Here is a 23,940-nt window from a genome sequence, read left to right on the forward strand (position 1 = left end):
CCTCAGCGGCCGCCGCCGCTGCGCCAGATCGTCCACACCAGCCAGACGCCGCCGACGGCCGCGCCCAGGAAGCCGAGCAGGCCGAACAGCGGCAGGCCCAGCAGCGTCGGCCCGCCTTCGACGGTCATCACGATCGACGAGCCGATGATCAGCGCCGCCACCACGATGCCCACGGTCAGCCGGTTGGCCGAATGCGCCACCTGGTCGCCGAAGGCCTTGAGCCGTTCCACGTCCAGGTTGAGGTTGAAACGACCCTGGCGAAGCGCGCGCAGTGCGTGGCGCAGCTGGCCCGGCAGGGACGAGAGCAGGCTCATGGTGTCGCCGGCCGCGCGGCGACCGCGCCTGGCGATCGCCTTCGGGGAATAGCGCGCGCGCATGGCCCGGCGCAGGTAGGGTTCGGCCTCGCCGGCCATGTCGAAATCGGGATCAAGCCGGCGACCCACGCCCTCGAGCGTGACCAGCACCTTCACCATCATCGCCAGGTCGGCCGGCAGCACCACCGCGTGCTCGCGCAGCAGCGCGACGATTTCGCTGAGCATGGTGCCCAGGCGCAGTTCGCCGAGCGGCACGCCGTGGTAATGGTCGATGAAGGCGTCCACCTCCTGTAGCAGCGCGGCTTCGTCCATCTGGTCGTCGGCCGCCCATTCGAGCAGCACTTCGGCCACCTGGCCGGCGTCGCGGCGCACCAGGCCGTCGAACAGGTCGAGCACCTGGTAGCGGCGCGATTCGGAAAGGCGGCCGACCATGCCGAAATCGAGCAATGCCAGCCTGTCGTCGGAAAGCCGGATCACGTTGCCCGGATGCGGATCGGCGTGGAAAAAACCGTCCTCGAACATCATCCGCATGCCGGCACGGGCGCCGATGCGGGCCAGCTCCGGCAGGTCGGCCCCGGCGGCAAGCAGGGCATCGGTATCGCCGAGCGGGATGCCGTCGATGAACTGCTGCACGTTCATGCGCTCGCAGGTGTGGTCCCAATAGACCCGCGGCACCACCAACCCCGGCTCGTCGGCGAGGCTGGCGGCGATGCGTTCGGCGTGGCGGCACTCGGCCGCCAGGTCGAGTTCTCGCGCCAGCGAGGCCTGCAGCTGGCGCACCAGCGCCTGCGGCTGGTAGCGGCGCAGGTCGGGCGACTCCGATTCAAGGATGCGGGCCAGGCGCTGCAGCAGGCGCATGTCGGCCTCGACCTGCGGGCGGATGCCGGGGCGCCGCACCTTCACCGCGACCTCGCTGCCGTCGCCAAGCCGCGCCCGGTAGACCTGGGCGATCGAGGCGGCCGCGATCGGCACCTCGTCGAAGCCCGGGAAGACCGACGCGACAGGGCCGCCCAGGTCCTGTTCGATCTGTTCGCGCACGGTCTCGAAGTCAGCCGCCGGGACCTGGTTCTGCAGCTTTTCGAACTCGGTGATCCATTCGGGCCCGAACAGGTCCACGCGCGTGGCCAGCAGCTGGCCCAGCTTGACGAAACTCGGGCCCATTTCCTCGAAGGCGCGGCGCACGCGCTCGGGCGGCGACAGCGTGGCCAGTTCGGCGGTGGTCTCCGAATGCAGCAGGTGCCCGGCGCGCTCGAGCACCCCGGCCAGGCCGATGCGTCGCACCAGGTCGCCGAAACCGTAGCGCACAGCCACCGCGGCCACCTCGTTGAGGCGGCCCAGATCGCGCGCGGCGCTGATGGTTTCCCAAAGCATGTGTCGGTCAGCCGCCCATGCAGAAAAAATTGAGCTTGTTGCCGTCGAGGTCGCGGAAATAGGCGGCGTAGAAACCCTTGAAACGTTCGCCCGGCCCGCCTTCGTCGGTGCCGCCGAGCGCAAGTGCCTTGGCGTGCAGGGCGTCCACCTGCGCGGGGTCACGGACCATCAGTGCGACCATGGTGCCGTTGCCGCGGGTGGCGGCCTGGCCATCGTAGGGTGTGATCACGCCCAGGCTGGGCGCCGTCATGTCGGTGCCCCAGGCGACGAAACGTTCGCCTTCCATGATGCGCTTGGCGCCGAGTTCGGCCAGCAGCGCGTCGTAGTAGGCACAGGCCCGCGCCATGTCGTTGGTGCCGAGGGTGACGTAGCCGATCATCGGGTGCACTCCGTTGGGTAGGATTTCAGCCGCGCCGCGCCTTCGCGAACGGCAGACCATCGAACAGGAACTCGCGCAGGCGTTCGCATTCATCCGCCGGGCGTTCACACAGCAGGCCAAGGCGAACCACGGGCACGCCGGCTTCTTCGACCAGGCGGTAGCGGGCAACGGCGGCGGTGACGCTCGCGCCCATCGGCTCGGTGGGCGACGCGGGAAACGGCGGTTGAATGATGTACGTCAGCCAGAACACGTCGGGGTCCTTGCGATCGAGGTACATCCCGGTCCGCATGATCTGCCCGGCCGCATCACGCGACATGCCATAGGGATTCTGCAGGACGTCATCGTCGTTGGTGACCTTCGCATCCTGGAAGCCAGCGATGCTGTCGAAGGGGATTGCCTGCTCGTCGGGCAGGTAGACCGGCTTGCGATGGGAGCGGGGCCAGGGGATCTTGCGCGCCTCGACGTTCCTGAAACCGCCGAACTTGACCGGCACCTGCACCCAGCCGTCCGCGCCCTTGCCACGCTGTTCGGCGGACAGGACGTACTTCGCCACCGACTCGAGCGCCGACTGGTCGAACAACTTGCGTCCGGAACTCTTGTCAACGCGGGTTTCAAGGATGCGGCCGCAGTCGTCGAAACGGGCGCCGACCAGCACGAGGCCGGTCTTGTTGGCCCTGGCCAAGTCAAGTGGGTAGCGCGGGTGCACGACTTTCGGCGCCGGGCATTCTTCGGCAACAGCCTGGACCGGCGCCGCCGGCACGGCCAGTGCCAGCGCCAGCGCCAGCAGCAAGTCGATCACTTGCCTGCCTCCAGCATCGGCATGTTCAGGCCCTGCTCGCGCGCGCAGGCCTTGGCGATCTCGTAGCCGGCGTCGGCGTGGCGCATGACGCCGGTGCCGGGATCGTTCCACAGCACCCGGGCCAGGCGCGCGTCCGCGGCCTCGCTGCCGTCGGCGACGATCACCACGCCGCTGTGCTGGCTGTAGCCCATGCCAACGCCGCCGCCGTGGTGCAGCGACACCCAGGTGGCGCCACCGGCGACGTTGAGCATGGCGTTGAGCAGCGGCCAGTCGGACACGGCGTCGCTGCCGTCCATCATGGCTTCGGTTTCGCGGTTGGGCGATGCGACGCTGCCGCTGTCGAGATGGTCGCGGCCGATCACGACCGGCGCGCTCAGTTCGCCCTTGCGCACCATTTCGTTGAAGGCCAGCGCCAGGCGGTGGCGGTCGCCCAGGCCGACCCAGCAGATGCGCGCCGGCAGGCCCTGGAAGCTGATGCGCTCGCGCGCCATGTCCAGCCAGCGGTGCAGGTGCGGGTTGTCCGGGATCAGCTCCTTGACCTTGGCGTCGGTCTTGTAGATGTCCTCCGGGTCGCCGCTGAGCGCGACCCAGCGGAAGGGACCGATGCCGCGGCAGAACAGCGGCCGCACGTAAGCAGGCACGAAGCCCGGGAAGTCGAAGGCGTCCTTGCAGCCGACGTCGAAGGCCATCTGCCGGATGTTGTTGCCGTAGTCGAAGGTGGGCACGCCCATGTCCTCGAAGTTCAGCATCGCCTCGACGTGGGTGCGCATGGAATGTTTGGCGGCGTCGATGACCTTCTGCGGATTGTTCTTCTGCTCGCTGAACCACTCTTCCAGCGTCCAGCCGGCCGGCAGGTAGCCGTGCAGCGGATCGTGCGCGGAGGTCTGGTCGGTGACGGCATCGGGACGCACGCCGCGGCGCACCAGTTCGGGCAGGATCTCGGCGGCATTGCCGAGCAGCGCGATCGACTTGGCCTGGCCGCCGCTGGTGTAGCGCTCGATGCGGGCCAGGGCGTCGTCGAGGTCGGTGGCCTGTTCGTCCACGTACTTCGTGCGCAGGCGCATGTCGATGCGCGACTGCTGGCATTCGATGTTCAGCGAACAGGCGCCCGCCAGCGAGGCCGCCAGCGGCTGCGCGCCGCCCATGCCACCCAGGCCGGCGGTGAGGATCCAGCGCCCGGCCAGGTCGCCGTTGTAGTGCTGGCGGCCCATCTCGACGAAGGTTTCGTAGGTGCCCTGCACGATGCCCTGCGAGCCGATGTAGATCCAGCTGCCGGCCGTCATCTGGCCGTACATCATCAGGCCCTTGGCATCGAGCTCGTTGAAGTGCTCCCAGGTCGCCCAGTGCGGCACCAGGTTGGAGTTGGCGATCAGCACGCGCGGTGCGTCGGCGTGGCTGGGGAACACGCCCACCGGCTTGCCCGACTGCACCAGCAGGGTCTGGTCGTCCCCGAGATTGCGCAGGCTTTCGAGGATGGCGTCGTAGCTGGACCAGTCGCGGGCGGCGCGGCCGATGCCGCCGTAGACCACCAGTTCGGCGGGGTTTTCCGCCACCTCGGGATCGAGGTTGTTCTGGATCATCCGGTAGGCGGCTTCGGTCAGCCAGGATTTGCAGCTGAGCTGGCTGCCGCGCGGCGCGGCGATCTTTCGCGAGGGGTCTTTGCGGTTGGCGGCAGGCATCGTCGGCTCCCAGGACAAGGCCTCGATTATAGGCGCCCGGGCCGGTGGGCCGCCTACTCGCTGGCGCGGCGCACGCGCGAGCGCCGCGCCAGCCACTCCGAGGCCAGCAGCGCGCCCAGGGCCAGCGCCAGCGACACGACGGCCAGCCGGGTGATGCCGGCTTCGCCCCCGGGCTGCTGCATGAGCTGGTGCATGGCCAGCGACAGCGTGCGCGTTTCCCCGGGGATGCTGGAAACGAAGGTGATGGTGGCGCCGAACTCGCCCAAGGCCTTGGCGAAGGCGAGCGCCGCGCCGGCGGCAAGCCCGGGCAGCGCCAGCGGCAGGTCCACCTGCGCAAACGTGGCCCAGCGGCGCGCGCCGAGGCTGGCCGCCATTTCTTCGTATTCGCGCGGAATCGCCTCGAACGACAGCCGGATCGCGCGCACGAACAGCGGGAAGGCCATCACCGCGGCCGCCAGCACGGCGCCGGTCCAGCGGAAGGCCAGCTCGACGCCCAGGACGTCGCCCAGCCACTGTCCGATTGCGCCCTGCCGTCCGAACGCCACCAGCAACAGGTAGCCGGTCAACACCGGCGGCAGCAGCAACGGCAGATGCACCAGGGCATCGAACAGCGACTTGCCGGGAAACCGGAAACGCGCCAGCACCCAGGCCGCCGCCACCGCCGGCACCAGCGAGCCCAGCACGGCCAGCAGCGCCACCCGCAGGCTGAGCAACACGACCTCGATTTCGGCGGGCTGGAGCATCACGGGACGAGGAATCCGCGCGCACGCAGGGCGTCGCGCATTTCGTCGCCGCGCAGGAAGGCCAGGAATCCAGCGCTGCGCGACGACGGCGCCGCGCTCGCGCGAGCCGCCGGATAACGCACGGTGTCGTGCGAGCCGGCCGGCAGTCGCGCCACCACCACCACCCGCGGTTCAACCCGTGCATCGGTGGCGTAGACGATGCCCAGCGGGGCTTCGCCGCGGGCGACGAACGCCAGCGCGGCGCGCACGCTGTCGGTTTCCGCCAGGCGTCCCTGCAGGCCTTCCCACAGCCCCAGCGTGCGCAGCGACTGGCGGGCATAGCGCCCGGCGGGCACGCTGCCGGTATCGGCCACCACCAGCCGGCCGCGCGCACCCAGTGCAGCCGCCAGCGCGGCCGGTTCCAGGGCAAGCGCCAGGGACCGGTCTTGCGGTGCCACCAGCACCAGGGAATTGCCGGCCAGGTCGAAGCGGCTGCCCGGATCCACCAGGCCGCGCGCCTGCAGGTAATTCATCCAAACCGCATCGGCCGAGACGAACACATCCACCGGCGCGCCACGTTCGACCTGCCTCGCCAGCGCCGCGCTGCCGGCGTAGGACACGCGCACCCGCTGCCCGCTGCGGGCTTGCCAGCTCGCGCCGGCCTCATCCATGGCTTCCTGCAGGCTGGCCGCGGCGAAAACAAGCAGCTCGTCGCCGGCCCGGTCGGACGCCAGGCCCGGGGCCGGCAGCGCCAGGAGAATCAGCAGCCACCAGGGTTTCATGCCCCGCAGCCTACATGCCGCGGAAGCGATGCAGGAAGGCGGCGCTGACCGGCAGGGTCTCGGCCCGGCCACGCAGGCTGATGCGGGCCTTGCCCAGTTCGTCCTTGCGCAGGCGGTCGATGGCGGCCACGCGCACCACCACGCCGCGATGCACCTGCCAGAACTCGTCCGGATCCAGGCCGGCCAGGAGCTCCTTGAGCGGCGTGCGGATGACCGCCTCGTCGTCGGCGGTCACCACCCGCACGTACTTGTCCTGGGCCTGGAAAAACAGCACTTCGTCGATGCCGATCATGCGCACGTTGTCGCCTACGCTGGCGCTGATCCAGCGGAACTGGCGTTCGCCGCGCGGACGCAGCCGGGATTCGAGCTCCTCGATCCGCGCCTGCAGGTCGTCGTCGCCCCTGGCCAGTTGTTCCTTCAGCCGCTCGATGGCCCTGGCCAGCCGCGCCGGCGCCACCGGCTTGAGCAGGTAGTCCACCGCCCCGGCCTCGAAGGCGCGCAGGGCGTAGTCGTCGTAGGCGGTGGTGAACACCACGCGCGCGCCGGCGGACACCGCCGCCCGGGCCACGTCCAGTCCGCTGACGCCTGGCATGCGGATGTCGAGGAAGGCGACCTGCGGGCGATGTTCGGCCACCGCATCGAGCGCGGCCAGGCCGTCCTCGCAGACCGCCAGCACCTCGAGCTCCGGCCAGGCGTCCTCCAGCATCTCCAGCAGGGCGGCGCGCTGTGGTGCTTCGTCCTCGGCCACGATGGCGGTGACGCGGCTCATGCGCTGGTTCCTTCCTTCGTTGCGGCGGCGTCCGCCAGCGGCAGGGTGATCTCGGCGACGGCGCCGCGGCCGCCGGCCAGGCCGCGCAAGCTGAAGGTCGCGTCCCCGCCGAACCGGGTGGCCAGCTGTTCGCGCACGTTGGAAAGACCGACGCCGCTGCCCAGCCCCGGCTTCAGGCCGGCGCCGTCGTCAACCACGCTCAGCACCAGGCGCTCGCCGCGCAGGCTGGCGCGCACCTCCACCCGGCCCGGACCGGGCTGGGGTTCGATGCCGTGTTTGATGGCGTTTTCGACCAGCGTGATCAGCAGCAGCGGCGGAAACGGCCGCAATCGCAGCGCCGGCTCGGCCTCGACCGCATACGCCAGGCGGCCACCCATGCGCAGTCGCATCAGCTCTAGGTAGCTCGCGCAGATATCGAGCTGCTGCCCGAGCGTGGAATGCAGCAGGCTTTCGCCGTCACGCAGCTTGGGAATCGTGGCGCGCAGGTGCGCGACCAGCGCATCGAGCGTGGCCTCGGCCTGGGCGGGGTCCTGGCGCACCAGGGCGCGCACCGACGCCAGGGTGTTGAACAGGAAATGTGGCTCCACCTGGGCCTGCAGCAGGCCCAGGCGCAGGTCGGCCTGCTGCTTCTGCGCACGCAGGGCTACCAGTTGGCGGCTGCGCCGGTCGGTCGCCCAGCGCCGGCGTTCGCTGAAGTAGGCGCGTAGCGCCAGGCCGCCGCCGAACAATCCGTAGATCACCGCAAGCACCAGGACATTGACCACCAGCGCGATCGTCTTGAACCCCGGGTCGATCTCGGGGTCCTTGAGCGTGGCGGCGCCGGCTTCGACCATGGCCTGCCGGACTTCACCCTCGACGTAGCCCGATGCCCACTGGTCTGCGAAATAACTCGCCACCATGCCCGCCAGCACCGCCAGCACGACGAACACGCGTTCGCGCCGCAGCGGCCAGCCACGGTGCCGGGTGAACGTCGCCAGGGCCGGCCCGGTGGTGGCCATCAGGAAAAACGCCACGAACATGTGCATGCCCGCCAGCGCGCCGATGCCCCAGTCGCGCACGGTGACCGCCGTGCCGAAACAAACCACCAGCGAAAAGGCCGCGATGATGATCCCGAACAGCAGGCTGCGACCGCGCAGCCAGGGTCCGCTGAATACCGGGTAGCGGTGGTAGCGGCTCCAGACCGTATTGCCGCCCACCAGGACTTCGGCGGGCAGTGGCCGGGACAGGCTGTAGGTTTCTGAAAGATCGTTCATGGCTGGCCCAGCATATCGGCCGCTCAGGGGGTTTCGCCACGCGCGCCGAGGCGCTGTGCCGGCATCGCGCCACCGCCCTGGATCCAGACGAAGGACTGACTGCCGTCGGGCTGCTTCACGGGCTTGAGCAATGCGTCGAAGGCAAGCGGGTAGAAATCGCCGGCGCTGTCGTGGCCCAGCTCAAAGGCTGGCTGGCCCTGGGCCTGGACCTCCAGCGCGTCGCCCTTGCGCCGCAGCGTCAGGGTCATGCCGCCCTGCAGCTGATAGTCGCCGACCAGCGCCTCCACCAGCGCGCCAGGCGCCGGCGTGGCCTTGCGCGGCTGGCCGAGCGGCACCGCCGGGTCGAGCAGGTGCAGGCCAATGCTGCCCAGGCCACCGAGGGAATGCAGGGCCGTGTCGGACAGCACCACCACGCCGCGGCCGGCCTCGCGATCGAAGGCCACCAGCGACGAAAAACCTCCCGTGCCGCCCTCGTGCGCGTGCACCGGGCGGCCGTTGAGCGGCGCGATCATCCAGTTCATCGCCATGTTTGGCTGCCCATCGGTCCACACCGGCTGCTGCGAAAGCACCAGCGCCGGCTCCAGTGTTCCGGGCGCAGCGCCCAGCTGGCCCTTGAGGTAGGCCACCATGTCGTCGAGCGTCGCGCGTACGCCGCCGACGCCGGCCAGGCCGGGCTTGAAGGTCCAGGCCGGCACCGGCTGGGTGTTGGGCGCATGGCCGCGCGCAGCGGTGATGCCCTCGGGACGCTGGTCAATGTAGGCGCCGTCCATGCCCAGCGGCGTGAACAGGCGCTCGTCGAGCAGGGCCTCGAAGTCCTTGCCGGTACGACGCGCCAGCGCGTCGGAAAGCAGCATCAGCGCGAAGTTGGAATATTCGAAAGCGGTGCCCGGCGCCCGCGCCAACTGCACCCGGCCCAGCGCCGCGTGCAGCAACTTCGGATTCATGCCGGCATAGGGATTGCTCGGGTCGGTGATCGCCACGCCCGGCGGCAGCGCCGGCAGGCCGCTGGTGTGGGTGACGACGTGGCGAAGCAGGATCGGCTGCCCCTCGAAGTCGGGCAGCTTGGTGCCTTCGGGCAGCCAGGCGGCCAGCGGGTCATCGAGCGAGGCACCGCCGGCCAGGATTTCCTGCGCCAGCATGGCGGCAACCATGGTCTTGCTGACCGAGCCGATTTCGAACGCCGTGCCGGAACCGATGCGGGGCTCGCCCTTGCCGTCGGCACAGCCGAATGCACGCGAAACTCGGCCTGCCTCGATGACGGCGACGGCCAGGCAAGCGCCGGTGCGGTCGCCGTCCAGGCGCTGCTTCAGCGCCGCGGCGACGCCGGCGTCATCCAGGGCGAACGCCGGACCGGACAGGCCAATGGCCATCAGGGAAACAAGCAGGGTCTGGGGACGCATGGCAGGGCACCTTGATTTGGGGACGCTGCCACCTTGCCCAGTCCTGCGCGCCACTTCGGTGGTTTGCGACGAAGCGCGTCCTGCCGCCGACGAAGTCCGCCCCGGCGGGAATCAGTCAGCCAGGAGTTTCCCGAGCGTGCTCCGGTAGCGGGCAGCAATGGCGTCCCGGTCCCGGTGCCTGCCCCCGGCGACGACACATTGTCCGGCGACGTGGGTTTCCCGCACCAGCGGCCGATTGCCCGCGAAGACGTAGCGGTCGAGCACGTCCTGCGCCCGCGCACCCGCGAAGACCGGAAGGCCGCCGTCGAGCAGCACGTAGTCGGCCGCCGCCGCCCCGCCCTGCCCGCAGGCGCGAAGCCCGCCCGCCAGGGCCTGGGTGTAAAGCAGCGTTCCGGTGCTGGGCTGGCCGGCCGACACGGCGACGTTGCGACGGCGCGTGGACAGGCGCTGGCCATATTCGAGCCAGCGCAGTTCTTCGACCGGCGACACCGAGACATGCGAATCCGAGCCCACGCCCCAGTGGCCGCGCGCCGCGAGGAACTCACGCAGCGGGAACAAACCGTCGCCCAGGTTGGCTTCGGTGGTCGGGCAGATCGCCACGGTGGCTTCGCTGGCGACGATGCCCTGCACCTCCGCGGGCACCAGGTGGGTGGCATGCACCAGGGTCCAGTCCGGGCCGACCGGCGCGTTGTCGAGCAGCCATTGCACGGGACGCGCGCCGCGCAGCGATTCACATTCCTGGACCTCGCCGATTTGTTCGGCGATGTGGATATGCACCGGCAGCGACTGGCCCTTGATCGCGGCCAGCAGCGCCGTCATCGCATCGGCCGGGACGGCCCGCAGGCTGTGCAGGGCGACGCCGACTTCGACGGTGGGATCACGTTGCGCCCGTAGCGACTGCAGCAGCGCCAGGTAGGCGTCGAGCGTATGGCCGAAGCGCCGCTGGCGCTCGCCCAGCGCGCGACCATCGAAGCCGCCGCTCATGTACAGCACCGGCAACATCGTCAGGCGGATGCCGGTATCGCGCGCGGCGGCGATCAGCGATTTCGACATCGCCGCCGGGTCGTCGTAGGGGCGGCCATCGGGCTGGTGGTGCAGGTAGTGGAATTCGCAGACGGTGGTGAACCCCGCCTCCAGCATTTCCGCGTAGAGCTGGCAGGCCACGGCGTACTGGCTGTCCGGATCCAGCCGCGCGGCGAAGTGATACATGAGCTCGCGCCAGGTCCAGAAGCTGTCCTCGGGGCGACTCTGGCGTTCGGCCAGCCCGGCCATCGCGCGCTGGAAGGCGTGCGAATGCAGGTTGGGCAGGCCGGGAATCCGCCAGTGCCCCTCCGGATTCGCGACGGGAACGACAGCGGTGGCATCGACGGGCGTGGTCATGGCCAAAGTTTCGCATGCGGCCGGCGCGGGCGCATACAATGCCTCGCCATGGGCGCCCTCTCCGGCATCACCGTGCTTGAACTCTCCCGCGTGCTCGCCGGCCCCTGGTGCGGCATGACGCTGGCCGACCTGGGCGCCGACGTCATCAAGCTCGAATCCTTCGACGGCGACGATACCCGTGGCCTGGGCCCACCCTTCCTCGACGGCATGTCGGCCTATTTCGCCTGCTGCAACCGCAACAAGCGTTCGCTGGCCATTGACCTGCGCTCTCCGGCGGCGCGGCCCCTGCTCGAAGCCCTGGTCCGCGATGCCGACGTCATTGTCGAAAACTATCGCACCGGCGGCGCCGAATCCCTGGGCGTGGGCTACGAAGCCATGGCCGCGATCAACCCGCGCCTGGTCTATTGCTCGATCTCCGGCTACGGCCGCGACGGACCGGGCGCCATGCGACCCGGCTACGACTACGTGGTGCAGGCCGAGGCAGGCCTGATGTCGATCACCGGCCCGGCCGAGGGCGAAGCCAGCAAGGTCGGCGTGGCCGTGGCCGACCTGGCCACGGGCCAGAACGCCGCCACCGCCATCCTGGCGGCCCTGCTGCAGCGCCAGCGCGACGGCCGCGGCCAGCGCATCGACGTGTCGCTGTTCGACACCCAGCTTTCGCTGCTGGCCAACGTCGCCGGCAACGCCTTGTTCACCGGCGTGGACGCGCCCCGGTACGGCAATGCCCATCCCAGCATCGTTCCCTACCAGGCCTTCGCCGCCAGCGACCAGTCGTTCGTGCTGGCGGTGGCCAGCGAGAAGCTGTGGACGCAGCTGTGCCATGCCCTGGGTCAGCCGGGCTGGGTGCAGGACGAGCGCTGGCACAACAACGCCGCGCGCGTGCGCAACCGCGAGTCCATCCGCCAGGCACTGGCCGACCTGTTCAAGGCCGAACCGGCCGCGCACTGGCTGGCCCTGTTCGACCGCGCCGGCATTCCCGCGGCGCCGATCAACAGCGTCTGCCGGGCGCTGGACCACCCGGTGGCCCACGCCCGCGGCATGCGCTACGAATTGGGCGGCATCCCGATGGTGGGCAGCCCGATCCGCCTGTCCGGCTCGCCGGCGCGACGCGAGTTGCCGCCGCCGCGCCTGGGCGAGCACAGCGACGCCATCGCGCGCGCAGCCGGCCTCCAGCCTGACGACCTGCGCGCCGCCGGGGCAATCCGATGATCGGCCGCCTCGCCCCGCCCTGGGATCGCCTGCTGCTGGATGCGCGCCTGGCGACGCTGCGCGACGACCTCGGCGCCTACGGCGTCATCGAGTCGGCGGCCCTTGCCTGGAAGGACGGCCTGGTCGCCTTCGCCGGCCCGGCCAGTGAACTGCCCGGCGAAGCCGCCGCACTGGCCGCGCGCGTCGAGTCGGCCGAAGGCCGCTGGATCACCCCGGGGCTGGTCGACTGCCATACCCACCTGGTGTTCGCCGGCGACCGCGCCCAGGAGTTCGAACGCCGGCTGCAGGGGGCCAGCTACGAGCAGATCGCCCGCGAAGGCGGCGGCATCCTTTCCAGCGTGCGCGCCACCCGCGCCACCAGCGAGGACGCGCTGCTGGCCGCGTCGCTGCCGCGGGCACGCTCGCTGCGCAGCGACGGCGTGACCACGGTCGAAATCAAGTCAGGTTATGGCCTGGACTTCGCCAACGAGCGCAAGATGCTTCGGGTCGCGCGCCGCATCGGCGAAGAGCTCGGCATCACCGTGCGCACCAGCTACCTGGCGGCCCATGCGCTGCCCGCGGAGTTCGCGGGCCGCGCCGACGACTACATCGCGGAGGTCGTCGGGTGGCTGCCGCGCCTGCACGAAGAGGGCCTGGTCGACGCCGTCGATGCCTTCTGCGAAGGCATCGGCTTCAGTCCTGCGCAGACCCGCCGGGTGTTCGAGGCGGCACGCGCGCTCGGCCTGCCGGTCAAACTGCATGCCGACCAGCTCAGCGACCTCGGCGGTGCGGCGCTGACGGCCGAATTCGGCGGCCTGTCGGCGGACCACATTGAATGGACCAACGAGGAAGCCGTGCGCGCGATGGCGGCCGCGGGCACGGTCGCCGTGCTCTTGCCCGGCGCTTTCCACGTGCTGCGGGAGACCAGGCTGCCGCCGCTCGATTCCCTGCGCGCGCATGCGGTGCCCATGGCCGTGGCCACCGACCTCAATCCCGGCACGGCCCCGCTGCAGTCGCTGCGCCTGGCGATGAGCCTGGCCTGCACGCATTTCCGCCTGACCCCGGAAGAAAGCCTGCGCGGCGCCACCGTGCATGCGGCCCGCGCGCTCGGCCTGCACGACCGCGGCCGGCTCGCGCCCGGCCAGCGCGCCGACTTCGTGCAGTGGCGCATCGGCCACCCGGCCGAACTTGCCTACTGGCTGGGCGGCGACCTGGTGCATTCGGTCCACGTCGCCGGCCGCCGGCTGGACTGATCCCTCTCCGACCCGATACGCAGGCACGAAAAAACCCCGCCGGGGCGGGGTTTTCAGCGATGGGGCCGAAGCCCCACGTCGTACCTGCTTACTTGGCAGCAGCCTTCTTGGCAGCGGCCTTCTTGGCCGGCGCCTTGGCCGGGGCCTTCACCGTAGCGGCGGCCTTTCCGGCGGTCGGCTTGCTGACGGTCTGCGCGCGGGCATTGCCGTGGCTACCGGCGAAACGCTTGCCCTTGGCGGTTTTCTTGTCGCCCCTACCCATGGTGTTTCCTTAGAAAGTGTGTGTTCGTGGGGCGCGTAGCCTAACACCGCGCGGCGCGGGCACCAAGGCGCGCGGCGGGGATCAGTGGCTGTGGCCGTAGGAAAGGCGCAGGTTGACCAGGTGGGCGATGGCGATGAGCATGCCGCCGGTCGCCATCGCGGCCGCGTGCGGCAGTATCGAATCGTGCAGCGGCGGGTACAGCAGGGCCAGCCAGACCAGGACCAGGCCCGGCGCCACCAACAGCCAGGCATGGTAGGCGCGGTGGCCGCGGTAGCCCAGGTAAAGGCTGACCACCGCCAGCACCGTGGCCAGGCTGGTGAACGCCCATTCGACGCCGTGCCAGGCCACCAGGCCCAGGCCAAGTGCCGGCAGCAAGGCCAGCGCAACCGGGACCAGCAGGCAATGCAGGGCGCAGATGAATGCGCCGAAGGCGCCCAGGCGATCGGCCCAGGCGGGCAGATGCAGGCGGCGGCGCGTTACCGGAGCCGCCGGGGCGACCAGGGTGTCGGGCGTGGCAGTGGGGGGCGTTGCAGGCATGGGCGGATGGTATAACATTTCCAGTTGGAACAGTATAACATTCCCTGACTCGCCACTCCGGAGCCCGATCCGCCCATGTCCCGACTGCCCCGCTTCGCGCCGCTTGCCCTGGCGCTCGTCGCCGCCCTGCCCGCCCAGGCCCAGCAATCGACGACCGAGCCGGAGCACGCCCACGACGTTGCCCGGACCCTGGACGTTGTCGAAGTCACGGCGTCGCCGCTACGCCAGGGCATCGAGGACCTGGCCCGCCCGGTTGACGTGCTTGCCGGCGAAGAACTCGACGCCCGCAAGTCCGGCACCCTGGGCGAAACCCTCGAGCGGCAGGCCGGCGTGCAGTCGGCCAGCTTCGGCGCCGGCGTCGGCCGCCCGGTGATCCGCGGCCTGGAAGGTGCGCGCGTGCAGGTGCTGGCCAACGGCGGCAGTGCCCTGGACGTATCAACGGTCAGCGCCGACCACGCCATCGGCATCGAACCCTTCCTGGCCGACCAGATCGAAGTGCTCAAGGGCCCGGCCAGCCTGCTCTACGGCAGCGGCGCCATCGGTGGCGCGGTGAACGTGGTGGATGGCCGCATCCCCACCGTCCAGGTCGGCCGGGCCGTCGCCGGTCGCGCCGAACTGCGCCACAGCAGCGTGGACGATGGCACCGTGGGCATGGCCCGCGTGGACGCCGACGCCGGCGCGCTGACCCTGCACGCCGACCTCTTCCGGCGCGACAGCGGCGACGTCCGAATTCCCGGCTATGCGTTCTCACCGGCGCTGATCGCCGAGGAAATCGAAGAGGGCGAAGACCCGGACCACTTCGCCCGCGGACGCCTGCCCAACAGCGCGCTGAGCACCGAAGGCGGCGCCCTGGGCGGCAGCTGGTTCGGTGAACGCGCCTGGTTCGGCATGGCCGCCAGCACCTACCGCAGCGAATACGGCATTCCCCCGGGCGCACACGCCCATGAAGAGGAAGGGCTCGACGGCGAGCCGGAGGAAGAAGAAGAGGAAATCGTGCGCCTGGACCTGCGCCAGGACCGCTTCGAGGCCCGCGGCGGCATCCGCGGCGTCGGCGCCTTTGCCGAGCTGAACTGGCGGGTGCAGCGCAGCCTCTACGAACACACCGAACTCGAGGGCGACGAGGTCGGCACGGTATTCAACAACACCGGCACCGAAGCACGCTTCGAGGCGGTGCAGCGCGAGATCAACGGCTGGCGCGGCGCCTTCGGCCTGCAGTTCAGCCACCGCGATTTCGAGGCCATCGGCGAAGAAGCCTTCGTGCCGCCGTCGATCACCCGTGACCTGGGCGTGTTCGCACTGCAGGAAAAGGACTTTGGCCAGTTCAAGCTGGAGCTGGGCGCACGCCACGAACGCGTGAGCGTCTCGCCGCGTTCGGGCACGGATGCCGACCGCGACGCGACCAGCCTGGCCGTCGGCGGCCTGTGGCGCTTTAGCGAGGCGGCCCACCTGAGCCTGAACCTCAATCGTGCCGGGCGCGCGCCTTCGGCCGAGGAGCTGTTCTCCGACGGCGCCCACGTCGCGACGCAGTCCTACGAACTGGGTGACGCCTCGCTGGACACGGAAGTGGCCCTCGGCGCCGAACTGGGCCTGCACCTCCACCACGGCCGCTTCGACGGGAAGCTGGCGGTCTACCGCACCGCCTTCGACGATTTCATCTACCTCGCCGACACCGGCCTGGAGCAGGACGGGCTGCCGCTGCGCGCCTGGACCCAGGCCGACGCCACCTTCACCGGCTGGGAAGCGGAACTGGACGTCGAACTGGCCGACAACGCCAGCGGCGTTTGGCAGCTTCGCCTGTTCGCCGATGCCGTCGACGCCAAGCTCGACGGCGGCAGCCGCCTGCCGCGCATCGCCCCGGGCCGCGTCGGCGCCGACCTGGCGTGGAGCCACGGCAGCTGGCGGGCGCGCCTGGGCGCCGTGCGCGTGCAGCGCCAGGACGAAGTCGCGCAATTCGAAACGGCCACCGACGGCTACACGCTGGTGGATGCCGGCCTTGCCTATCACTGGGACACGGCCCTGGCCGGCTGGGAAGCCTTCATCGAAGGCCGCAACCTCGGCGACAAGGACGCCCGGGCCCACACCTCCTACCTGAAGGACTTCGCGCCGCTGCCCGGCCGCAACGTGATGGCCGGCCTGCGCGTGAACTTCTGATCCAAGGCCGAGCGCGCCGGCCGGACCGATTATTCGTAGTCTTCGCCGGCCGTCGGGTCCGGGGCTTCAGGCCGCTCTTCCGGATCGGGGTCGTCCTCCCCAACGGGCTGGTCGGGATCGGCGGCTTCTTCCACGGCCGCCTGCTCGCTCGTCTCGGTGCCCAGGTGGAAGGCCGCGTAACCCGGCAGCACGGCCTGGTTGAGCGCCATGCCGATGACGCGTCCAGGGACCGGCGCCAGGATGTAGCGCTCGACATTGGCCACCGGGTCGATCACCCGGCCGAGGCGCTGGCCGGACTGCACGCGCTGGCCCAGCGTGACCTCGCTGATCAGCAGGCCGCCGGAGTTGGCGCGCACCCAGCGCGAGTCCAGGAAGATCGGCGCCGGGTCGGGACGTCTTGCGATGATTTCGGGATCGAGCGGCATGCCGGCACCTTCGGCCGCGGCCGGGTCCTCGCGCATGCCGGTCTGCACCATGAGCCGTTCGATCGCGGCGACGGCCTGGGCGATTTCCTCGGGCTCGAGCCGGGCCGGCGCGCCGGCTTCGAAGGTCACCGCCGGCACGCCCACCGCCGTCGCGGCGACGCGCAGCATGCCCTTGTTGCCGGGGCTGTGCAGCACGACCGTATTGCCGAAGTGGCGGCTGAATTCCAGCACCTCCGGCCGGGTCAGGTCGGCGCGGACCTGCGGCAGGTTGCTGCGTTCGAAGGAACCGGTGTGGAAGTCCACCAGCATGTCGCAGTGGCTGATGATGTCCTGGAAGAAGGCGTTGGCGATGCGCGAGGCGATCGAGCCGCTGCGCGAGCCCGGGAAATAGCGGTTCAGGTCGCGCCGGTCCGGCAGGTAGCGGGTGCCGCGCGAATAACCGTGCACGTTGACGATGGGTACGCCGATCACCGTGCCCGACAGCCGGGTCGGGTCGATGCCGTGGGACAGCCGGCGCACGATCTCGACGCCGTTGATCTCGTCGCCGTGCACGCCGGCCACCAGGCAAAGCACCGGCCCCGACAGGGCGCCGCGCGCCACCACCACCGGACTGGGGATCTCCGCAGCGCTGATGCCGCCGCCCGGCCGCCATTCCAGTTGCATGCGCGTGCCCGGCACGACCAGGCGGTCGAGGATGGCCAGCGGCGTCACAAGGTCGGACGGCGGCGCCAGGAAATCCTCGGGCAGGGCCAGGCCTATCGGCGGTGCCGGGCTGTCGTCGCCACCCGGTGGTTCAACCGGGAAATCCTGCCCCCAGGACACCCCGCAGGCCAGCATCAGGGCCAGCCCGGCGCTGGCGCGCCTCACGCCGCGGCGCATCGGGCGCACAGGCCGTGCACTTCCAGGGTCTGCGCACGCGGGGCGAAGCCCAGCGCGCGGGCCTGCTCGTCGAGCATGCCGCAGATGCGTTCGTCCTCGAGCTCGATCGCCGACTGGCAGTTGTCGCAGATGAGGAAGGGCACCGAGTGGCGCAGGTTCGGGTGGTGGCAGCTGATGAAGGCGTTGACCGAGGCCAGGCGGTGGATGAACCCCTGCTCGAGCAGGAAGTCGAGCGCCCGGTAGACCGTGGGCGGTGCGCTGGAGCCGTTTTCTTCCTTCATGGCGTCAAGCAGGTCGTAGGCCTTCACGGGCTTGCCTGCATCGGCGATCAGTCCCAGCACCTGGGCGCGCAGCGGCGTCAGGCGCAGGCCACGATCAACGCAGGCGGCCTCGACGGCACGCACGTAGGCACCGGCATCGTGGACGTGGTGGTCCGGGTCGGTGCAATCGTGGACGGCGTGCCTGCCTTTGCTTGCCATGGGCTTAGGTTGGGGCCTGCAAGGCGCGAAATCAACGCCCGGCGGCCTGCAGGCAGGCTTTCAGTCAGGCAGCATTGCCAATGCGGCGTCGATGCGCGCAAGCGCCTCGGCATGGCCGGCCAGGAACACCGTGTGGTCGATCGATGGGCTGACCTGGGTGCCGGTGATGGCCACGCGCAGCGGCTGGGCGATCTTGCCCAGGCCCACGCCCAGGGCTTCGGCCGTGGCGCGCAGGGCCTCATCAACGCCGGCCGGTCGCCAGTCCTGCACCGCCGCAAGCCGCGTGCGCACCTCCGACAGCGGCGCACGCGCGGCCGCCGTGAAGTGTTTCGCCACCGCCGCTTCGTCGTAGGCCTTGAGCGGGCAGTACCAGACGTGGGCGCGCTCGGCCATTTCCTTCAGGGTCTGCACGCGGTCGCGCAGCGCCACCACGACGTCGGCGGGCTTCGGGCCCTTCGACACGTCGTAGCCGTGCGCCACCAGCTGCGGTTCGAAGTGTTTGGCCACGTCGGCCGGATCGTCGGTCTTGAGGTAATGCTGGTTCAGCCAGCCCAGCTTGGCCGGGTCCAGGCGCGAGGCCTTCTGGTTGACGTCCTCGATGGCGAACAGGGCCTTGAGTTCGTCGCGACTGAAGATCTCCTGGTCGCCGTGCGACCAGCCCAGCCGCGCCAGGTAGTTCACCAGCGCGTGCGGCAGGTAGCCCTCGTCCCTGTACGACATCACGTTGGCGGCGCCCGAACGCTTGGACAGCTTGGCGCCCTCCGGGTCGAGGATCATCGGCATGTGCGCGAAGTGGGGCACGGTCGCGCCCAGGGCCTTGTAGATGTTCACCTGGCGCGGCGTGTTGTTGACGTGGTCGTCGCCGCGGATGACGTCGGTGATGCCCATGTCCAGGTCATCCACCACCACCGCGAAGTTGTAGGTGGCGTAACCATCGGAGCGGAAGATCACCAGGTCGTCGAGTTCGTCGTTGCTCCACTCGATGCGGCCCTTGATCTTGTCCTCGAACACCACGCTGCCGCCGATCGGGTTCTTGAAGCGGATGACGCGGTTCGGGTCGTCGCGCCTGGGTTCGTTGCGGTCGCGGTAGTAGCCGTTGTAGCGCGGCTTGAGGTTGGCGGCCATCGCCGCCTCGCGCATCGCCTCGAGCTCTTCCTTGGTTTCGTAGGCGTAATAGGCGGTGCCGTCGGCGACCATCTTTTCCGCGACCTCGCGGTAGCGGTCAAGGCGCTCGGTCTGGAAGATCGGGCCCTCGTCGTAGTCCAGGCCCAGCCAGTCCATGGCTTCCAGGATGGCGTCGATGGCGGCCTGGGTGCTGCGCTCGCGGTCGGTGTCTTCCACGCGCAGGATGAACTGGCCGCCCCGGCGACGCGCCTCCAGGTAGCAGTACAGCGCCGTGCGGGCGCCGCCGATATGCAGGAAACCGGTCGGACTGGGGGCGAAACGGGTGCGGCAGGTCATCGTGGGGGCCGGGTCGGGACGGTGGGCCGCGCATTTTACGGCAAAAGCCCGGCCGGGCCGGCCGGCTGCGCTACCATGGCGCCGTTCCCCCGCGATTTGGCCCGATGTCCCTGCGCCTGACCCTGCTCTGCCTGCTGTTGCCGCTGGCCGCCCTGGCTTCGCCCTCTCCCGTGCCGCCGGCCATGCCGGAACCGGCCGGGGAAACGGCGCCGCCGCCGGCCCCGCGCGTGCTGCTGGTGACCACCCTGGGCGAAATCACCCTGGAGCTGGACGCCGCCGCCGCGCCGCGCACGGTCGAAAACTTCCTCGCCTACGCGCGCGACGGCCACTACAACGGCACCATCTTCCACCGGGTCGTGCCGGGGCTGCTGGTGCAGGCCGGCGGCTTCACGCCCGACCTGCAGGCCAAGCCCACGCGCGCGCCCGTGCCCAACGAGGCCGGCAACGGCCTGTCCAACCTGCGCGGCACGATTGCCGCCGCACGCGACCGCGGCGTTTCCGATTCGGCCACCATGCAATTCTTCATCAATCTTGCCGACAACCCGGCCTTCGACCGCAAGGATGAAACTGGGCCCTACACCTCCGGTTACGCGGTGTTCGGCCGCGTGGTGCAGGGATTGGATGTGGTCGATCGCATCGCGGCCGTGCCGACCGGATCGCAGGGCCCGTTCAATGGCTGGGTGCCGACCACGCCGGTGCTGATCGAACGCGTGCAGCTGCTGGAACCGTCCACGCCGTGAGCCTGCTGCTTGTTTCCGACCTGCACCTGGACGCCGCGCGCCCGGCTACGACCCGGGCGTTCCTGGACCTGCTGCAAGGCAGGGCCCGCCGGGCCGAGGCCCTGTACATCCTTGGCGACCTGTTCGAGGCCTGGGTCGGCGACGACGATCCCGGCGAGCCCGGCGCCAGCGTGTGCGCGGCGCTCAAGGCGCTGGCCGCCGACGGCGTGCCGGTTTTCCTGATGCGCGGCAACCGCGATTTCCTGTACGGCCAGCGCATGGCCGAACGCTGCGGCGCGACGCTCCTGCCCGATCCCTGCGTGGTGTCCCTGCATGGCGTGCCCACCCTGCTGATGCACGGCGACCTGCTTTGCACCGACGACGCCGCCTACCAGGCCTTTCGCCTGCAGGTGCGCGACCCGGCGTGGCAGCAGGACTTCCTGGCCCGGCCCCTGGCCGCACGCCAGGCCTTCGCCGCGCAGGCGCGCGCCGCCAGCCGCGAACACCAGCAGGGCGCGGCGGAATCGATCATGGACGTCACGCCCGCGGCGGTGACGGAAACCATGTCCCGTTTCGGCGTCAGTCGCCTGATCCACGGCCACACCCACCGGCCGGCGATGCACTCGCTGCTGGTGGACGAACGCCCCGCCCTGCGGGTAGTGCTCGGCGACTGGTACGACCAGGGCTCGATGCTGTGGCTCGGGCCCGACGGCCTGCGCCTGGAAACCCTGCCCGTCGCCGGCTGAAACCCGGCCTCAGCCCCCGCGGTAAAGTTCCGGCCGGTAACCACCGACCTCGAACTCGAACTTGGGCACCAGCACGCCGTTGCGCGGCAACTCGATGCGAACGCGTTCGGCCTCCGTCATCGCCTTCAGGAATCCCGGCTCATCCTTGATGAAAAGCGCCGGGCCGGTGCCGGTATCGGCGGGTTCGCCGGCGAACACACGCGCCGGGGCGTCGTCGAACCGGATCTCGAGCCGGCAGGGCGGACCGCAGCGCAGCGTGGACATCTGCAGCACCAGGTAGGCGCTTTCGCCCCACTCCGGATGCCGGCGCAGCACCAGCCGGGCTTCGGGACGCGGCGCGGAGCCACCCTCTTCCATCGCGTGCCGGGGCACCTTGCTGTAGATGGCCGCCGAATGCTGGGTGCCGCCATCCACGGCCACCGACTGGTAATCCCACAGCCCGAGCAGCCGGCGACGTTCACGCATGGCGTCGGCCTGTTGCACGACCTCGTCGAAGGTTTCGCGCATGGTCGCCGCAGCCTGGGTCTTTCGATGCGCCTGGTCCAGCTGGTTGCCGTGCATCTCGGCGATTTCATGGTCGCCGTCGGCCCGCGCGGCCTCGTAAAGTGCCAGCAGCTTCGCGCCGGCCTCCTCGTCGGTGGCCGGATCCACCGGTTCCGGCTGGCAGGCCGCCAGCAGCAGGACCAGCAACAGGGGCATCAGTCGCATCGGCGAAGGTTTCATCGTCTACTCCATGGTTTCGAGGCCGCGGATCTCGTCTTCTTCGAAACCGGCGGCCAGGCGCGCCGGCCGGTTGAACGGCCCGCGCATGCTGCCGCGCACCGTCTCGCGCACCAGCCGGATGAACTCGCGACCGGGCGAGAGTCCCGCGCGTTCGCAGTGCCAGTGGTACCAGCGGGTACCCGCGGCGACGTGCGCGACTTCCTCGGCCAGGATCACTTCCAGGATGGCGGCCGATGCCGGATCACCGTTCGAGCGCAGGCGCGCGATCATGCCCGGCGTCACGTCCAGGCCGCGGGCCTCGAGCACGCGCGGCACCAGGGCCATGCGCCTGAGGCCGCTTCCGGCGGTTTTCTCGGCCATTTCCCACAGGCCGTTGTGGGCGTCGAAGTCGCCATAGGCAAACCCCTGTTCGCCCAGCCGCGCCGTCAACAGGGCGAAGTGCCTGGCCTCGTCGTCGGCCACGCCAACCCAGTCCTGGTAGTAAGCCGGTGGCATGCCGCGGAAACGGTAGACCGCATCCCAGGCGAGATTGATGGCGTTGAACTCGATGTGGGCGATCGCATGCAGGAAGGCCGCCCGGCCCTCGACGCTGCCCAGGCCACGCTGCGGCACCTCGCGCGGCAGGACCAGCCGCGGCCGCGCGGGCCGCCCGGGCGCGCCGATCGCCTCGGGTTCCGGCGCGTCTTCGGGAATCGCCAACTCACCCGCCCTGAACGCCGCCGCCGTTGCCTGGGTCAGCCGAAGCTTCTCCGCCGGGTCTGACGCGCCAATGCACGACGCCGCGGCCTGGAAGAGGTCAGGCACCCCGGCGTTTCCGCTTGGCGTCGTCGGAGCGAAGTTGCTGGAGGCGTTCGAAATAACCGGACTCGACGCCGGTGACGTATTCGCCACTGAAGCAGGAACTGTCGAAGCGCCGGCCCGGGAACTTCGGACCGGCGACCGCGGCCTCCAGGTCGGCCAGGTCCTGGTAGATCAGCCAGTCGCAGCCGAGCAGCTTCTCGATGTCCTGCTCGCTGCGGCCATGCGCCACGAGCTCGTCCACCGACGGCATGTCGATGCCGTAGATGTTCGGATGCCGCACCGGCGGCGCCGCCGAGGCCAGGTAGACCTTGCGCGCGCCGGCGTCGCGCGCCATCTGCACGATCTGCTGGCTGGTCGTGCCGCGCACGATCGAATCATCCACCAGCAGCACGACGCGATCCTTGAATTCCAGCGGGATCGGGTTGAGCTTGCGACGCACCGATTTCTTGCGCTCGCCCTGCCCCGGCATGATGAAGGTGCGGCCGACGTAGCGGTTCTTGATGAAGCCCTCGCGGTACTTCACGCCCAGCACGTTGGCGAGCTCGAGCGCGGCGTCGCGCGAGGTGTCGGGGATGGGAATGACGGTGTCGATGTCGTGGTCGGGGCGCAGGCGCAGGATCTTCTGGCCCAGGGTCACGCCCATGCGCATGCGCGCCTTGTGCACCGAGATGTTCTCGATCATCGAGTCCGGGCGCGCGAAGTACACGTACTCGAAGATGCAGGGTGCATGCGGCTGTTCCTGCACGGCCGCTTCGGAATAGAGCTGGCCATCGGCCGTGATCACCACCACCTCGCCCGGCAGCAGGTCGCGCTCGCGGCGGAAGCCCAGGATGTCCAGGGCCACGGACTCGGAGGCCACCGCGTATTCGGCGCTGCCGTTGACCTCCCGCTTGCCCAGCACCAGCGGCCGGATGCCGTGCGGGTCGCGGAAGGCCACCAGGCCAAGGCCCATCACCATCGCCACCGCGGCGTAACCACCCTTGCAGCGCCGGTGCACGCTGGCCACGGCCGACGCCGCGGCCTTGGCGTCGAGCCGGCCCAGCACCTGCAGCTCGTGCGCAAACACGTTGAGCAGCACCTCGGAGTCGGACTCGGTGTTGATGTTGCGCTTGTCCTGCTCGAACACCATCTGGCGCAGGGCATCGGTATTGGTCAGGTTGCCGTTGTGCGCCAGCGCGATGCCGTAGGGCGAGTTGACGTAGAAGGGCTGCGCTTCGTCGCTGCCTTCGGAGCCGGCCGTCGGATAGCGGCAATGGCCGATGCCGACCGTCCCGGTCAGCAGCGCCATCGCGCGTTCGTCGAAGACTTCCTTCACCAGGCCATTGCCCTTGTGCACGCGAAGGCGGTGGCCCTCCATCGTGGCGATGCCGGCGGCGTCCTGGCCGCGGTGCTGCAGCACCGTCAGGCCGTCGTACAGGGCCGCCGCGACGTCACTCGCGCCGGCGATTCCGATGATGCCGCACATGGT

23 protein-coding genes are annotated in these 23,940 nt (G+C 70.0%); 5 read left to right on the forward strand and 18 right to left on the reverse strand.

The annotated features are described in order from the left end of the window. Positions 1-2: 2 nt before the first annotated feature. The 10 genes from ACYVJH_RS06330 to ACYVJH_RS06375 all read right to left on the reverse strand — a co-directional run bounded on the left by ACYVJH_RS06330 (position 3) and on the right by ACYVJH_RS06375 (position 10,848). Positions 3-1,685: an ABC1 kinase family protein gene (locus tag ACYVJH_RS06330; RefSeq protein ID WP_460453768.1), complete on the reverse strand. Its 1,683-nt coding sequence runs from the start codon at positions 1,683-1,685 to the stop codon at positions 3-5. A 7-nt stretch (positions 1,686-1,692) separates the two neighbouring features. Continuing rightward, positions 1,693-2,064, reverse strand: a complete 372-nt coding sequence (locus tag ACYVJH_RS06335; RefSeq protein WP_460453769.1) for a VOC family protein — start codon at positions 2,062-2,064, stop codon at positions 1,693-1,695. Positions 2,065-2,089: 25 nt separating this feature from the next. Beyond that, a complete protein-coding gene (locus ACYVJH_RS06340) occupies positions 2,090-2,854 on the reverse strand; it encodes an energy transducer TonB (RefSeq protein ID WP_460453770.1) in 765 nt (254 codons plus the stop codon). A gap of 5 nt (positions 2,855-2,859) precedes the next feature. After that, entirely contained in the window at positions 2,860-4,542 is a 1,683-nt protein-coding gene (gene hutU / locus ACYVJH_RS06345; RefSeq protein ID WP_460453771.1) for a urocanate hydratase, read from the reverse strand. A 53-nt stretch (positions 4,543-4,595) separates the two neighbouring features. After that, positions 4,596-5,285 carry a molybdate ABC transporter permease subunit gene (gene modB / locus ACYVJH_RS06350; RefSeq protein WP_460453772.1) on the reverse strand — a complete coding sequence of 230 codons (690 nt, stop codon included), beginning with the start codon at positions 5,283-5,285 and terminating at the stop codon, positions 4,596-4,598. Next, entirely contained in the window at positions 5,285-6,046 is a 762-nt protein-coding gene (modA, locus tag ACYVJH_RS06355) for a molybdate ABC transporter substrate-binding protein (RefSeq protein ID WP_460453773.1), read from the reverse strand. The genes modB and modA overlap by 1 nt, the downstream gene beginning before the upstream one ends. 10 nt (positions 6,047-6,056) lie before the next feature. Next, complete coding sequence (locus ACYVJH_RS06360; RefSeq protein WP_460453774.1) at positions 6,057-6,815, reverse strand: LytR/AlgR family response regulator transcription factor; 759 nt, start codon at positions 6,813-6,815, stop codon at positions 6,057-6,059. Next, positions 6,812-8,068 (reverse strand): sensor histidine kinase, encoded by a 1,257-nt coding sequence (locus tag ACYVJH_RS06365; protein WP_460453775.1) that lies wholly within the window; start codon positions 8,066-8,068, stop codon positions 6,812-6,814. Before ACYVJH_RS06365 ends, ACYVJH_RS06360 begins: the two co-directional genes overlap by 4 nt. 23 nt (positions 8,069-8,091) lie before the next feature. Then, positions 8,092-9,468, reverse strand: coding sequence for a serine hydrolase domain-containing protein (locus tag ACYVJH_RS06370; protein WP_460453776.1), 1,377 nt, complete (start codon positions 9,466-9,468; stop codon positions 8,092-8,094). 111 nt (positions 9,469-9,579) lie between these two features. Then, a complete protein-coding gene (locus ACYVJH_RS06375) occupies positions 9,580-10,848 on the reverse strand; it encodes a formimidoylglutamate deiminase (protein WP_460453777.1) in 1,269 nt (422 codons plus the stop codon). A 48-nt stretch (positions 10,849-10,896) separates the two neighbouring features. On the opposite strand from ACYVJH_RS06375, the gene ACYVJH_RS06380 reads away from it, so the two are divergent. Further along, complete coding sequence (locus ACYVJH_RS06380; RefSeq protein WP_460453778.1) at positions 10,897-12,057, forward strand: CaiB/BaiF CoA transferase family protein; 1,161 nt, start codon at positions 10,897-10,899, stop codon at positions 12,055-12,057. Beyond that, on the forward strand, positions 12,054-13,289 hold the full coding sequence (gene hutI / locus ACYVJH_RS06385; protein WP_460453779.1) for an imidazolonepropionase: 1,236 nt from the start codon (positions 12,054-12,056) through the stop codon (positions 13,287-13,289). Before ACYVJH_RS06380 ends, hutI begins: the two co-directional genes overlap by 4 nt. Before the next feature lie 88 nt (positions 13,290-13,377). On the opposite strand, the gene ACYVJH_RS06390 is transcribed toward hutI, so the two are convergent. Both ACYVJH_RS06390 and ACYVJH_RS06395 read right to left on the reverse strand, forming a co-directional pair. Then, a complete protein-coding gene (locus ACYVJH_RS06390) occupies positions 13,378-13,551 on the reverse strand; it encodes a 30S ribosomal protein THX (RefSeq protein ID WP_460453780.1) in 174 nt (57 codons plus the stop codon). A gap of 81 nt (positions 13,552-13,632) precedes the next feature. Further along, positions 13,633-14,088, reverse strand: coding sequence for a MerC domain-containing protein (locus tag ACYVJH_RS06395; RefSeq protein ID WP_460453781.1), 456 nt, complete (start codon positions 14,086-14,088; stop codon positions 13,633-13,635). Positions 14,089-14,163: 75 nt separating this feature from the next. Here ACYVJH_RS06395 and ACYVJH_RS06400 point away from each other — a divergent pair, with 75 nt between their 5' ends. Further along, on the forward strand, positions 14,164-16,239 hold the full coding sequence (locus tag ACYVJH_RS06400) for a TonB-dependent receptor (RefSeq protein WP_460453782.1): 2,076 nt from the start codon (positions 14,164-14,166) through the stop codon (positions 16,237-16,239). A 29-nt stretch (positions 16,240-16,268) separates the two neighbouring features. On the opposite strand, the gene ACYVJH_RS06405 is transcribed toward ACYVJH_RS06400, so the two are convergent. Genes ACYVJH_RS06405 through gltX form a run of 3 tightly spaced genes read right to left on the reverse strand, consistent with a single transcriptional unit; the run spans position 16,269 to position 19,483 of the window. Then, positions 16,269-17,531 (reverse strand): succinylglutamate desuccinylase/aspartoacylase family protein, encoded by a 1,263-nt coding sequence (locus ACYVJH_RS06405; protein ID WP_460453783.1) that lies wholly within the window; start codon positions 17,529-17,531, stop codon positions 16,269-16,271. Then, positions 17,528-18,022, reverse strand: a complete 495-nt coding sequence (locus ACYVJH_RS06410) for a transcriptional repressor (RefSeq protein ID WP_460453784.1) — start codon at positions 18,020-18,022, stop codon at positions 17,528-17,530. Before ACYVJH_RS06410 ends, ACYVJH_RS06405 begins: the two co-directional genes overlap by 4 nt. A 60-nt stretch (positions 18,023-18,082) precedes the next feature. Continuing rightward, on the reverse strand, positions 18,083-19,483 hold the full coding sequence (gltX, locus tag ACYVJH_RS06415; RefSeq protein WP_460453785.1) for a glutamate--tRNA ligase: 1,401 nt from the start codon (positions 19,481-19,483) through the stop codon (positions 18,083-18,085). Positions 19,484-19,587: 104 nt separating this feature from the next. Between gltX and ACYVJH_RS06420 the strand changes: the two genes are divergently transcribed. Both ACYVJH_RS06420 and lpxH read left to right on the forward strand, forming a co-directional pair. Beyond that, complete coding sequence (locus tag ACYVJH_RS06420) at positions 19,588-20,223, forward strand: peptidylprolyl isomerase (protein WP_460453786.1); 636 nt, start codon at positions 19,588-19,590, stop codon at positions 20,221-20,223. Continuing rightward, positions 20,220-20,948: a UDP-2,3-diacylglucosamine diphosphatase gene (gene lpxH, locus ACYVJH_RS06425; RefSeq protein ID WP_460453787.1), complete on the forward strand. Its 729-nt coding sequence runs from the start codon at positions 20,220-20,222 to the stop codon at positions 20,946-20,948. The genes ACYVJH_RS06420 and lpxH overlap by 4 nt, the downstream gene beginning before the upstream one ends. Positions 20,949-20,957: 9 nt before the next feature. On the opposite strand, the gene ACYVJH_RS06430 is transcribed toward lpxH, so the two are convergent. Genes ACYVJH_RS06430 through purF form a run of 3 tightly spaced genes read right to left on the reverse strand, consistent with a single transcriptional unit; the run spans position 20,958 to position 23,937 of the window. Then, the gene (locus tag ACYVJH_RS06430; RefSeq protein ID WP_460453788.1) at positions 20,958-21,671 is read right to left on the reverse strand and encodes a hypothetical protein; all 714 of its coding nucleotides are present in this window, start codon (positions 21,669-21,671) and stop codon (positions 20,958-20,960) included. 3 nt (positions 21,672-21,674) lie between these two features. Continuing rightward, positions 21,675-22,475 carry a ferritin-like domain-containing protein gene (locus tag ACYVJH_RS06435; protein WP_460453789.1) on the reverse strand — a complete coding sequence of 267 codons (801 nt, stop codon included), beginning with the start codon at positions 22,473-22,475 and terminating at the stop codon, positions 21,675-21,677. Further along, positions 22,468-23,937, reverse strand: a complete 1,470-nt coding sequence (gene purF / locus ACYVJH_RS06440) for an amidophosphoribosyltransferase (protein ID WP_460453790.1) — start codon at positions 23,935-23,937, stop codon at positions 22,468-22,470. Before purF ends, ACYVJH_RS06435 begins: the two co-directional genes overlap by 8 nt. Positions 23,938-23,940: the final 3 nt, after the last annotated feature.

The organism is Arenimonas aestuarii (assembly GCF_054781715.1).